This window comes from Bacillus sp. FSL K6-0972 (genome assembly GCF_037976035.1).
In the GTDB taxonomy this organism is placed as follows: Bacteria; Bacillota; Bacilli; order Bacillales; family Bacillaceae; genus Bacillus; species Bacillus haynesii.
The window spans coordinates 4,169,699-4,182,872 of record NZ_CP150260.1; the positions used below are offsets into that span (position 1 = coordinate 4,169,699).

Sequence of the window (13,174 nt, forward strand, 5' to 3'; positions counted from 1 at the left end):
TCAATTTGTCATCTTCAAGCATTATAAGTGAAATTTTGGGGTCTATCAACCCCTTTATCAGCCTGAAAGATTTGTTTTTTTGTAAAATAGCTTCCATCTGTCAGCGATAAAACCGTTCTATAATAATAGATATACGTGTTTTGCCTGGGAGGCGCTCTTATGAACAAACAAAAACGGCAATGGCTCATCAAGCAGACCATTCTCGAACATCCGGTAGAAAATCAGGAACAGCTGGCAGCCCTGCTGGAAAAACGCGGCATCACCGTTTCGCAGTCTACCATTTCCCGCGATATTAAAGACATGTATCTTGTGAAACAGCCCGGTGAAAACGGAAAACTTGTCTACACGACAAATGCTTCTTTATCCGTCAATCCTTCCAAAATATTAAAAGATAAAATCTCTGACGTTGTCCTGCATGTGCATCGGACGGACAACTTGATCATTATTAAAACCATGCCCGGCAACGCCCATGCCATCGGCGTCCTTCTTGATAAGCTCGGAAGCCCGGAAATGCTGGGCTGTATATGCGGGAACGATATATGCCTTGTGATTTCCCAGTCACCTGAGGCAGCCCAATCATTTTGTGACCATTTATGCTGATCCGGATGTCCGGATCAGCTTTTTTTGCCCTCCAAAAAAATTTTTTTCAAAAAACCTCCTTTAAAAATATACACGTTTTATACGGTCTATTCTCTGGTCCGACAGGAACTCATTTTCCATTTATCATAATTATTCATTTTTGTTTTTGCTTCATCAAAAAACATGTGAAATATATCACGTTTTTGTTGTTATCGCTTTCACAGCGCGCTTTTTCTACCTGTTTTAAGCTGTACTTGTAACAAAAAGAGCTTAGGAGGCGGGATGATCATGACAACACCGATACACGTGTACTCAGAAATCGGCCCTTTGAAAACCGTCATGCTGAAGCGGCCCGGTCGGGAACTGGAAAACCTCACACCCGAATATCTGGAAAGGCTTCTCTTTGACGATATTCCCTTTTTGCCAGCGGTGCAAAAAGAGCATGACCAATTTGCAGAAACGTTAAAGAAACAGGGAGTTGAAGTTCTTTATTTAGAAAAGCTGACGGCCGAAGCTTTGGATGACGCTTTAGTCCGCGAGCAGTTTATCGATGAGCTTTTAACGGAAAGCAAAGCGGATATCAACGGCGCTTACGACAGGCTGAAAGAGTTCTTGCTCACCTTTGACGCCGATTCAATGGTCGAACATGTGATGAGCGGTATTCGAAAAAATGAGCTGGAACGCGAAAAAAAATCGCATCTTCATGAGCTGATGGAAGACCATTATCCATTTTATCTCGATCCGATGCCGAACCTCTACTTCACAAGAGATCCGGCAGCCGCCATCGGCAGCGGACTGACCATCAACAAAATGAAAGAGCCTGCCCGCCGGAGAGAGTCGCTGTTTATGCGCTACATTATCAATCACCACCCGCGTTTTAAAGGACACGAAATTCCGGTTTGGCTCGACCGTGATTTCAAATTCAATATCGAAGGCGGAGATGAGCTTGTCTTAAATGAAGAAACCGTAGCGATCGGGGTATCAGAACGGACAACGGCTCAGGCGATCGAGCGTCTTGTCCGGAACTTGTTTCAGCGGCAGAGCCGGATTCGCCGTGTACTGGCCGTCGAAATACCGAAAACCAGAGCCTTTATGCATTTAGATACCGTCTTCACGATGGTTGACCGAGATCAATTCACGATCCATCCCGCCATTCAGGGGCCTGAAGGAGACATGCGGATCTTCGTTCTTGAAAGAGGAAAAACGGCAGACGACATTCATACGACTGAAGAACACAATTTGCCAGAAGTACTGAAGAGAACGCTCGGCCTTTCAGATGTCAACTTGATCTTCTGCGGGGGCGGAGACGAAATTGCTTCAGCCAGGGAGCAGTGGAATGACGGCTCCAATACACTCGCGATCGCTCCGGGTGTTGTCGTCACCTATGACCGGAATTACATTTCTAACGAATGTTTGAGAGAACAGGGCATTAAGGTTATCGAAATCCCGAGCGGAGAACTTTCAAGAGGACGCGGCGGCCCGCGCTGCATGAGCATGCCGCTCTACCGCGAAGTTGTGAAATAGCCAAACCTAAAGAAAAAGGAGAGAGATCCATGAACCAAACGATTGATTTAAAAGGCAGAAGCTACTTAGCTGAAAAAGACTTTTCAGAAGAAGAAATCCTCTATTTGCTCGATCTTGCCCAAAAATTAAAAGAAAAAAAAGCACAAGGCATCAGGCATCGCTATTTGGAAGGCAAAAACATCGCTTTGCTGTTTGAAAAGCCTTCTACAAGAACACGTTGCGCTTTCACGACAGCCTGTATCGACCTCGGTGCGCATCCCGAATATTTGGGCAAAGACGACATTCAGCTCGGCAAAAAAGAGTCGATCGAAGACACGGCCAAAGTTCTCGGCCGCATGTTCGACGGAATTGAATTCCGCGGATTTGAACACGAAAAAGTGATTTCCCTGGCAGAGCATTCCGGTGTGCCGGTATGGAACGGGTTGACCGATTTATGGCATCCGACGCAGATGCTTGCGGACTTTATGACAGTGAAAGAACATACGGGACGCGTAAAAGGGATCAAACTCACCTATATCGGCGACGGCCGGAACAATGTCGCCAACAGCCTGCTCATCGGCGGCGCCAAAGTCGGCATGGATGTGAGAATATGCTCGCCTCAAGAGCTTTTCCCTGATCAGGACATCGTTAAAATGGCGGAAGCGTTCGCCGAGGAATCCGGCGGAAAAATCACCGTCACAAGCGATACAGATAAAGCCGTGTCCGGAGCTGACGTTCTGTATACGGACGTCTGGGTATCCATGGGAGAAGAAGACAAGTTTGCTGAAAGGATCAAACTGCTCAAGCCTTATCAGGTGAATATGGATCTCGTCAAGAAAACAGGAAACGACAACGTCATCTTCCTGCATTGTCTGCCTGCCTTCCACGACCTTCATACAACTTACGGACAAAATGTTTACGAACAGCACAGCCTTAAAGAAATGGAAGTGACGGACGAAGTGTTCCGCAGCAAACACTCTAAAGTGTTCGATGAAGCTGAAAACCGCATGCACACGATTAAGGCTGTCATGGCAGCGACTCTCGGCGATCTTGACTGACAGGAAAAGGGGCACATTCCCTTTTCCATTCTAAACCGAATGAGGTGACAAAAATGGCGGAAGAAAAAAAACTTGGGCTGTTTGCGCTCATCGCGCTTGTCATCGGATCGATGATCGGCGGGGGCGCCTTCAACCTTGCAAGCGATATGGCTTCAGGGGCGGGCGCGGGAGCCATTTTAATCGGCTGGATCATCACCGGAGTCGGCATGATTGCCCTGGCATTCTCTTTCCAAAACTTGACGACGAAAAGGCCTGATTTGGACGGCGGTATTTTCACTTATGCACGGGAAGGTTTCGGCCATTTCATGGGGTTTAACAGCGGCTGGGGTTACTGGTTCGCAGCCCTTCTCGGCAATGTCGCATATGGAACGCTGCTGTTCAGTGCAGTCGGATATTTCATCCCTGCGTTTGGAGACGGACAAAACGTCGCTTCGATTATCGGTGCAAGCGTGATCCTCTGGTGCGTGCACTTTTTGATCCTCCGCGGAGTTCAGTCCGCTGCCATGATCAATTTAATTACAACCATTTCAAAACTGGTGCCGATTTTCGCTTTCATTATTGCCATTATCTTTGTGTTTCATCTTGATTTATTTACGAACGATTTCTGGGGAAAAGGGCTGTCGCTCGGTTCCATCGGGACACAGGTCAAGAGCACGATGCTGGTGACCGTCTGGGTGTTTACCGGAATTGAAGGAGCCGTCTTATTTTCAAGCCGGGCCAAGAAATCAAGCGATGTCGGTAAAGCGACTGTTATCGGCTTGATCAGCGTACTCGTAATTTACATCATGATCACGATGCTGTCGCTCGGCGTCATGAATCAGCAAAACTTGGCCGAACTTCCCAATCCTTCAATGGCCGCGATCATGGAGCATATCGTCGGCAAATGGGGAGCTGTGCTCATCAACTTGGGCTTGATCATTTCCGTATTGGGCGCCTGGCTGGCCTGGACATTATTCGCGGGCGAGCTTCCGCTGATTGCGGCACGCGAAGGGGTCTTCCCGAAATGGTTCGGCAAAGAAAATAAAAACGGTGCGCCGACAAATGCGCTGACTTTGACAAACGCCATTATCCAGCTGTTTTTGCTGACGTTTCTCATTTCAGATGCGGCATACCAGTTTGCTTTTTCCCTGGCTTCCTCGGCTATCTTGATCCCGTATCTGTTTTCCGGGCTTTATCAGCTTAAATACAGCTGGCTGCACAAAGAGCCTAACCGGGGAAAAAACCTCATCATCGGGATCATCGCAAGCATATACGGCGTCTGGCTCGTATATGCCGCAGGACTTGATTACCTGCTTTTGACCATGATTTTATACGCTCCCGGCATTCTCGTATTCCGGGCTGTCCGCAAAGGAAAAGAAGGCCCCGTCTTCAATAAAGCCGAGCTTTTGATTGCCGCCGCGATACTTGTATTGGCTGTCATCGCCGTGATCAGACTGGCTGCGGGAAGCATTTCAATTTAACAAAACAGAGGTGAATATCAAATGAAAAAAAGAAAAATTGTCGTCGCACTTGGCGGTAATGCCATCCAAACCGGAGATGCCAGCGCAGAAGCGCAAAAGCGCGCGCTTGAAGAAACGGCCATGTATTTGGCGGATATGATCGACAGCGGCGCTGAATTAATCATCACGCATGGAAACGGCCCGCAGGTTGGAAACCTGATGATTCAGCAAAAGGAGGCGGATTCTCCGAAAACACCGGCCATGCCGCTTGAAACTTGTGTTTCGATGACTCAGGGAATGATCGGCTATTGGCTGCAAAATGCCCTTGACCGGGCGCTTCACGCGAAAGGAAAAAGCGGACATGCGGCAACCGTCATCACCCGTGTCGCCGTCAAAGGCGATGATGAGGCATTCCGCAACCCGACAAAGCCGATCGGTCCGTTTTACAGCGAAGCAGAAGCGAAGGAACTGATGAACAGCCGAAACGGCGGCCTCGTTTTTAAAGAAGACGCCGGAAGAGGCTGGCGCCGCGTCGTACCGTCTCCAGCTCCGGTATCGATCCTTGAACACGATGTGATCAATGACCTTGTCGAACACGGACATATCGTCATTGCGGCCGGCGGCGGAGGCGTTCCCGTCATCGAAAACGGCGATGCCGTCTCCGGTATTGACGCCGTCATCGACAAAGACTTTGCCGCCTGCAAACTGGCGGAACTTGTGCAGGCTGACGAGCTGGTCATTCTGACAGGAGTCGACTATGTTGCCGTCGATTATTTAAAGCCGACAGAACGGGCGCTGAAACACGTCACCACCGAAGAACTGAAAGGCTATATAAAGGAAAAGCAATTTGCAGAAGGAAGCATGCTGCCAAAAGTCAAAGCGGCCATTCAGTTTGCTGAAGCCAAAAAAGGCAACAAAACGGTCATTACATCCCTTAAATTAGCTAAAGACGCTCTCCAAGGAAATGCCGGCACGATTGTCGTACAAGCCTAAAAGCAAAAGGAAGGGCTCGGGGAGGGTTCTTCCTTTTGCCAATCGTCAAAAACAAGTAAAATTTAAAGTATATAGCCGCAACATAAGAAAATCGATAAGGGTGGTCCATATGAAGAACAAAGACATCGTACATCAGCTGAAAAAGTTTCCTCTTCTCGCTTCCCTGAATAAAAGAGATCTGGAAGACATGAAACAGTTTATCTATTGGCGCACTTACCATAAAGGCCAGATATTATTTATGGAAGACGACCCCCGGGAACGAATGTACCTTCTTCTCGACGGCTTTATCAAACTCGAAAAATCAAACGAAGCTGGATCCATGTTTTATACCGACTATGTCCGTCCTCATACACTCTTTCCATTTGGCGGTCTGTTTCGCGATGAACATTATCATTATGCCGCCGAAGCCTTAACAGATATTGAACTCTACTATATACCCATGAACATCTTCGAAGATCTTGTCCGGGACAACAAAAACCTGCTTTACGATATTCTCAATCATTTATCAGACATCCTTGCCCTCCACGAGGAAAGGCTGAAGCGCATTACACTCTCCCATGCCCACGACAGGGTCACACAAGCCATTTATTATTTAACCGAAAGCCTCGGCCAAAAAGAAAGCAATTCAACAGTCATCAACTGTCCGATTACCGCTGCCGAAATTGCCAAAATCTCGGGGACATCCCGCGAAACCGTCAGCGCCGTCCTGAAAAAGCTCCGCTGCGAAGGCGTTATCAGTCAAATGAACAAGCAGATCATGATTAATCGGCCGGAGTATTTTATGTAGATCATATATGAGAAATCATCCCGGCGACAAGCGGGATGATTCCCCCCGCCGCCTTTATTTATACCGGAATTCCTCTGTTTCAAACCGTCTGTTTTTGATGATATCCCGATAAAAGCAAGCCGATTTTTTCAGCGCCCTGCTGCGGTTGTCCTCCAATCGAATCTCCACAAGGCCGTAGCGGTTTTTAAAGGCGTTCATCGGAGAGACGTTGTCCGTGAACGCCCAAAGCATATATCCTTTGCAGTTTGCGCCGTCGGCGATCCCTTTCATCGCCTCCCGCAAATGGGCCGAAATAAAATCGATTCTGTAGTCGTCCTGAATGACTCCCTCTTCATTTTTAAAACGCTCCTCATGTTCGACGCCCATGCCATTTTCCGCAATCAGCCATTCGATATTTCCATACTCATGTTTAAGTCTCATTGACATGTCGTACACAATGCGTGGGCATATCTCCCAGCCTCTGAACGGATTCATCTTTCGGCCGGGCAGCTCAAAAGGCTCATAGTAATAAGCAGGGTGAAAAGGCGTCGATTCATTCCATTGCCTTGAAGGCGCTTGAACTCTCTTCGGATAATACAGGTTCACACCGACAAAATCGACCGTATTCCGCTTGATGACGGAAAGCTCCTCTTCATCATGGTCAAAAAGAATGTCGTGTTTAACCAGGAGCTCCAGCAATTCATCGGGATAGACACCTTTTATGCTCGGGTCTAAAAAAACCCTGTTAAAAAACAAATCATAGATATGGGCCGCTTTCTGATCATGGGGCGCACTCGACCTTGCATACGTGATCTCAGGATTTAAAATGACGCCGATTTTTGCGCCTTCTCTAAAAGCGGGCTTCCTTTCCCAAAAAAGCTCCACGACCTTCGCCGTCGCCAGTGTCTTATTAAAATTCCATTGCATCCATTTTTTCGTGTTCTGCTCATAAGGATAACGAATCGCATCAAGGAAAATCCGGGTTTGCGGGACAATCGGTTCATTAAAAGTAAACCAATATTTCACCCTGTCTCCATATCGTTCAAAAACTTTTTCCGCATATGCCGCAAATAAATCTATGACATGTTTAGACCCCCATCCTCCGTATTTCTGCATCAGCAGTGCGGGAATCTCATAATGCTCAAGGCAAATCATCGGCTCCACACCTGATGTAATCAGCTCATTGATGACATCGTCGATATAGCCTGCGTACACTTCGTCAACTTCTGCTGTTTCATAATCAATTAGAAAACGGGACCAGTTAATCGATGTCCGGTAATGTGTCAAGCCGATCTCTTTCATATAATAGATATCCTCTTTATAGCGGTTATAAAAATCGGCCGCCACCGCCGGTCCGTATCCGTCGTGCCATACATCAGGATCATTCTTGTACCACATATCCAAATAAGAATCCTGTGTCGGCCGCTTCCCGTCCCACCCCTCTGTCTGCCACGCCGACGCTGCTGCGCCAAGAATAAAATCGGCGGGAATTTTCCACGTTTGTCTGGCCATCTCGTTCATTCCTTTCTTTGCTTTACATGGACACATTTTTTTCAGAACTAACCGTAAAGCTCCGATTCAATAAAATAACAAACGGAAGATAAATAAGGGCGGAGACGATGATGCATACGATTTGTGTGACGACGGCGCCGAGGCTCCCCCCTGTCGACAGCCAGGCGTTGATAATCGGCGGCGTCGTCCACGGCACCATGACGACGGCTTTTCCGGCAAAGCCCGCCGCTGTCGCGATGTAACCGATCGCACCCGTCACAAGCGGCGTCACAATAAATGGAATTGCCATTAACGGATTCAGCATGACGGGAACTCCAAAGATCACCGGTTCATTGATATTGAAGATGCCGGGACCAAACGAAATTTTTGTAATGCTGCGCAAATCCTCCCGTTTCCCCGCGATAAAAATCGCAATCAACAGGCCGATTGTGACGCCGGAACCGCCGATGCTCATGTACACATCCCAAAACGGCATCGTAATGATATTCGGAATCGATTCGCCGGCAGCGTATGCATTCATATTGACGGTGATCGAAGCGAGCAGCAAAGGCTCCCTGATCGGCTTCACCATCTGGTTTCCGTGTATGCCGATGACCCAGAAAAACTGTGCGACAAACACCAGCAGCAGAATGCCGGGAAGGCCTTGAATCGCTCCTTCAAGCGGTTTTTGCACAACATTGTAAACAGCTTCATGAAGGTATACGCCCGTCAGTCGATGAAAAGCATATCCGAAGCTGGCGATGATCGTGACAGTAATAATCGAAGGAAATAAAGTGCCGAACGATACAGAGACATTGGCCGGCACGCTGTCCGGCATTTTAATTTTGAGCCGGTCCATGCTCGAAAGCTTGCTGAAGATTTCAACAGACACAATCGAAATAAACATCCCCAAAAAGAGCGACTTCGGATCTGTAAATTCCTTGGCCAGCACGTTAACCACTTCCTGCATCGAACCGTTCACTTCCAACAGCACCGTCGATGGAATGACAGAGATATAGGACATCAGCGCCATCAAGCCGGGAAAAAATGATTCATGCCCATTCAGCTTCCCGAGCTCAATCCCGATCAAAAACACCGCGCCGATCGTAATAAAGTTCAGCGTCGCATAATTGATCGACGCCATAATCGGCTCAAGCGCAGACAAGAACCGAAAAGGCCCGAAAACCGCAAGTCCCGTCTCGGGGCTCATCACCATATTCTGCATCAAAACCGCAAACGCCCCGGCAATGATGACCGGCATCAGTGTGACAAACGCCGACTTAATGACCATGATATATTTGAAGCTTGTAATTTTAAAAGCGACCCGCTCAAACATCTCGGTCACCTTCGCCATCCTGCTCATTAACTCTCCCCCTTTTTTCGTGGTTTGCTTTTACTTTACATTGAAAACGCTTTCTTTTCGGTGCATATTTTTTCCTTTGGGAGAGGAAATTTTTCAGGTTGGGAGGCCATCAAAGCAGACAACCCGCCGTTTCACTGAAACAGCGGGTCATATATTTTACTGTGGCAATTGCACTTTGATCGGCTTAAACGGTGTAGAATAAAATGCGCTTAAATAACCAAACTCGACATCAAGCGAATATTGGTCAAGACTGAAGTTTTTCACTCCAAATTCACCATCTAACGTAAAGTCTGATCGGAATCGAAGTTTTTTAGGATCAAGCGCTTTTGTAAAATTACCTTTTACGCTGTGTCCCATCGGCGCCTCGTCAAAACCTTTATAAGCCGAATCAACCAGTGACATCGTTTCTAAAAAATTTTGCATGCTGTCAATATCGATCTTAGATTGATCGACATGTTTCAAATGATAGTCGACAGACAGTTTGCTGCCGTTTTGTTTCACCTGATCAACGGCAATCTGGAAATCATGACGGTCAGCGCTCAGAGCGGCGGGCGTTTTTGTGAGTGGCAGCATTTTTTCGGAATCGCCCATACTGCTGCTCGCCTCAATCTTGAGGTACTTTGTTCCTTTATTCACTTTTCCAAGGATCAGCCTTTCTTCGTGACGAACCTTGTTTCCGATTTTTGTACTGTCTGTCGTCCGCTGTCCGCCACTCAAATAAGGTATTTCGTTCCCTTTATCATCGGTCACTTTCATAATTGATGTACGATCGTTTGGATGTTCCTCTGAATTGGATACTTCATAGTCGATGACAGTCGATTCTTTTCCGAGAATTACCGTTTTTACGGCGAGCTTATGGCCATCAGCCGATTGTGTATTGTTTTTGGTTATGTTCAGCGTTTTATACGGCAGTTTATCAACCGGAATGTCGAACTTCCATTTCCCTCTGATTCCGTTAATGTCTGTGATCGTAACCGGGAGTGTCAGTTTATCGGGAATATGTTTGTCTGGATAGCCAATTTGAATATAGCCGGTATAGCCGTCCTCTGTTTTCTTCAAGTCTCCTTGAGAAGCGATAGCCCATTTGCGCTCGCCATTAAATAATGTGAAATGAATCATTCTCGCTCCATCATCTAAATCTTTTCTTGTATCGCTTTTCACCTTAAACGTCATACCGATGATTCCGCCGTCAAAATAAACGCTTGTAGCCGTCACGTCTATGTTGTTGCTGGACGCTTTCTCGTTCAGTTCAGTGACAAGCTGGCCCGCCACCAAGTTTTGACCGACATAGTCATGGAATTGTTGATACGCTTTCCCAAACAGCGGGACGTCAGCCAACACGCTTTGCATCGCTGGGGAAACGAAGCCGCTGCCGAGAAGGAGCACAGCGGCCGCGCCTGAAACAAAAATGGTTCGTTTCACGGCGCGCTTCGGCCGAAACCTTTTTTCCCGCTTGGCCCGATTGATGCCTTTATCGATTGATTCGCGGATTTCTTTTGTAGGAACATCGATTTTGTTTACTTCGTTTTTGAACCATTGTTTGTCCATGCGTCTTCTCCCCCAGTCAGTAGTTGTTTTAATTCAAGCTTCGCTCTTTTCAAATAGGTCTTAACGGTTCCTTCGGGAGCATTCATCACCCCGGCGATATCATGAATCGGCAGGTCGTGATAATAAAATAGAATGATGGCGGTTTGATATTCTTTTCGCAACCGCTGAACGGCTTCAAGCATCCCCATTCTGTCGTCCGCATCCATCTCCTGCTCCCGGCCTTCATCCTGCAACGGTCTGTCCATTAAAACCACTTTCTTTTTCTTGTCCAATAAGGCATATGCATGATGAATGAGGATTTTCGTCAGCCATGTCAAAAAGTATTCGGGATTCCTTAGCTGGGCAATCGATAAAAATGCCTTGTACGCCGTCTCCTGTACGATATCTAACGCATCCTCCTTATTTTGCACATATATGTAAGCTGTTCTGTAAAGCTGATCGCTGTGCTTTTGAAACAGCATTTCAAAAGCTTTGGCATTGCCTGCGACAGCTTTCTTAACTAATCTGATTTGGTTCACTGCTGCGCCTCCTTCAAACATTAGAGAAGAGAATTGATGAGAAAAGTTTCAAAAGGACGGAATTTTTTCTCTGCATTAAAAAAATCCGCTATTTCACCGAAAATAGCGGATTCTATTTATTTCTTTGTCAGCGTCACTTTAGAAGTTCCAGTCTGGCCTTGCGGTGCCTGTTCATGTTTAAGCTCTTCCCTCAGCTCATTCATACCTGATCGTTTGATCCGATATACGGCTTCAAGCCGCACCAAATATTCGGCTCTTGTTTTGAAAGCATGAATGATTGAGATGATCCAAACAATGAGTAATGCTTTCATTGCCAAATCGAAGAGGAACGTTCTGGCTGTAAAAGCAGCGAATAAAACAGCCGCTGCATATCCGATCCCGGCAAATAACCATTTTCTTTGTTTCGTTCGCGCTGCGATATAAATAAATGCAAACCAGCTTAAAAATCCAAAAGGAACCCATGTGAACACAAGCCAGAATGAATGTGCAAACTCCCATTTTGTTCCTTCATTTGTATAACCTTTCGCCATTTTGATACTCCCTTACAATTGTGATGATTCTTTAGAACTATATTATACTAAATTTTCTTATACAGGAATAAAAGTTTTCGATTCGCCCGCCATGAATGATAAGATAAACATAAAACCAACAATTGGAGATGAAGGAAACATGAAGAACAAACTGATTGAACGTCTCATTTCTTATGCGAAAGTGGATACGCAGTCAAATGAAAACAGTCAGACGACGCCTTCCACTCCCGGGCAGCTGACGCTTGCCAATATGCTTGTCGAAGAACTGAAAGAGATCGGCATGAAGGACGTCACAATCGATGAAAACGGCTATGTGATGGCGACGCTTCCTTCGAATACGGAAAAAGAGGTGCCGACAATCGGTTTCCTGGCTCATGTGGATACAGCAACAGATTTTACCGGAAAGAACGTCAATCCGCAGGTTATCGAACAATACGACGGAAAAGACATTGTGCTGAATGAATCCCTCAATGTCGTCTTATCGCCCAAGGAATTTCCCGAGCTTGCAGATTACGCGGGACATACGTTGATCACAACCGACGGAACGACTTTGCTCGGCGCTGACAATAAAGCGGGGATCTCTGAAATCATGACGGCAATCGAATATTTAATTGCGCACCCCGAAATCAAACACGGGAAGATCAGAGTTGCTTTTACGCCTGATGAAGAGATCGGCAGAGGGCCGCACAAGTTTGACGTCGAGGCGTTTAACGCCAAATTCGCGTATACGGTTGACGGCGGGCCCCTCGGCGAACTGCAGTACGAAAGCTTCAATGCCGCAGCAGCGAAAATCACTTGTAAAGGAACGAACGTCCACCCCGGCACAGCAAAAGGAAAAATGGTCAATGCCGCCAAAATCGCGATGCAGTTTCACGCCGGACTGCCGGAAAACGAAGCCCCTGAATCTACAGAAGGTTATGAAGGCTTCTATCATCTGCTTTCGATCAATGGCGATGTCTCGGAAACGAATCTCTCCTATATCATCAGGGATTTTGACAGAGACCGATTTAACGAGAGAAAAGAAACCGTCCAAAAAATCGCAAATGACCTTAAAGCCAAATACGGCGAAAACAGCATCACAGTAGACATGAATGATCAATATTACAACATGAGGGAAAAGATCGAACCGGTCAAAGAGATTGTCGACATTGCCTATGAAGCGATGAAAAACCTGGACATCGAGCCGGTTGTGAAACCGATCCGCGGCGGTACAGACGGCTCCCAGCTCTCATACATGGGGCTTCCTTGTCCGAACATTTTCACAGGCGGAGAAAACTTCCACGGAAAATACGAGTATATTTCCGCTGACAATATGGTAAAAGCCGCGAATGTCATTGTGGAAATTGTCAAGCTGTTTGAAGAAAGAGCGTAAACGAAAAAAGCGGA

Annotated in this window: 12 protein-coding genes; 7 read left to right on the forward strand and 5 right to left on the reverse strand. The window is 46.8% G+C overall.

What is annotated here, in order from left to right:
* Positions 1–159 precede the first annotated feature (159 nt).
* The 6 genes from MKX80_RS21215 (at position 160) to MKX80_RS21240 (ending at position 6,359) form a co-directional block, all read left to right on the forward strand.
* Positions 160–600 (forward strand): arginine repressor, encoded by a 441-nt coding sequence (locus tag MKX80_RS21215; RefSeq protein ID WP_268342922.1) that lies wholly within the window; start codon positions 160–162, stop codon positions 598–600.
* 267 nt (positions 601–867) lie between these two features.
* Positions 868–2,103, forward strand: a complete 1,236-nt coding sequence (gene arcA / locus MKX80_RS21220) for an arginine deiminase (protein WP_154996159.1) — start codon at positions 868–870, stop codon at positions 2,101–2,103.
* 29 nt (positions 2,104–2,132) lie between these two features.
* Complete coding sequence (argF, locus tag MKX80_RS21225) at positions 2,133–3,140, forward strand: ornithine carbamoyltransferase (protein WP_154996161.1); 1,008 nt, start codon at positions 2,133–2,135, stop codon at positions 3,138–3,140.
* 53 nt (positions 3,141–3,193) lie between these two features.
* Positions 3,194–4,600: an arginine-ornithine antiporter gene (gene arcD, locus MKX80_RS21230; RefSeq protein ID WP_268342921.1), complete on the forward strand. Its 1,407-nt coding sequence runs from the start codon at positions 3,194–3,196 to the stop codon at positions 4,598–4,600.
* Positions 4,601–4,621: 21 nt separating this feature from the next.
* Positions 4,622–5,572, forward strand: a complete 951-nt coding sequence (gene arcC, locus MKX80_RS21235) for a carbamate kinase (RefSeq protein ID WP_216930029.1) — start codon at positions 4,622–4,624, stop codon at positions 5,570–5,572.
* 109 nt (positions 5,573–5,681) lie between these two features.
* A complete protein-coding gene (locus MKX80_RS21240; protein WP_020453468.1) occupies positions 5,682–6,359 on the forward strand; it encodes a Crp/Fnr family transcriptional regulator in 678 nt (225 codons plus the stop codon).
* 54 nt (positions 6,360–6,413) lie between these two features.
* Here MKX80_RS21240 and MKX80_RS21245 read toward each other — a convergent pair whose 3' ends face one another.
* The 5 genes from MKX80_RS21245 to MKX80_RS21265 all read right to left on the reverse strand — a co-directional run bounded on the left by MKX80_RS21245 (position 6,414) and on the right by MKX80_RS21265 (position 11,788).
* A complete protein-coding gene (locus MKX80_RS21245) occupies positions 6,414–7,850 on the reverse strand; it encodes a glycoside hydrolase family 1 protein (protein ID WP_268342920.1) in 1,437 nt (478 codons plus the stop codon).
* A gap of 22 nt (positions 7,851–7,872) precedes the next feature.
* Complete coding sequence (locus tag MKX80_RS21250) at positions 7,873–9,192, reverse strand: PTS transporter subunit EIIC (protein ID WP_154996169.1); 1,320 nt, start codon at positions 9,190–9,192, stop codon at positions 7,873–7,875.
* Between the two features lie 156 nt (positions 9,193–9,348).
* Entirely contained in the window at positions 9,349–10,740 is a 1,392-nt protein-coding gene (locus tag MKX80_RS21255; protein ID WP_268342919.1) for a DUF4179 domain-containing protein, read from the reverse strand.
* Positions 10,710–11,279, reverse strand: coding sequence for a sigma-70 family RNA polymerase sigma factor (locus tag MKX80_RS21260; RefSeq protein ID WP_154996173.1), 570 nt, complete (start codon positions 11,277–11,279; stop codon positions 10,710–10,712). Before MKX80_RS21260 ends, MKX80_RS21255 begins: the two co-directional genes overlap by 31 nt.
* Positions 11,280–11,374: 95 nt before the next feature.
* Complete coding sequence (locus MKX80_RS21265; RefSeq protein WP_154996175.1) at positions 11,375–11,788, reverse strand: hypothetical protein; 414 nt, start codon at positions 11,786–11,788, stop codon at positions 11,375–11,377.
* 139 nt (positions 11,789–11,927) lie between these two features.
* Between MKX80_RS21265 and pepT the strand changes: the two genes are divergently transcribed.
* On the forward strand, positions 11,928–13,160 hold the full coding sequence (pepT, locus tag MKX80_RS21270) for a peptidase T (protein WP_268310576.1): 1,233 nt from the start codon (positions 11,928–11,930) through the stop codon (positions 13,158–13,160).
* Positions 13,161–13,174: the final 14 nt, after the last annotated feature.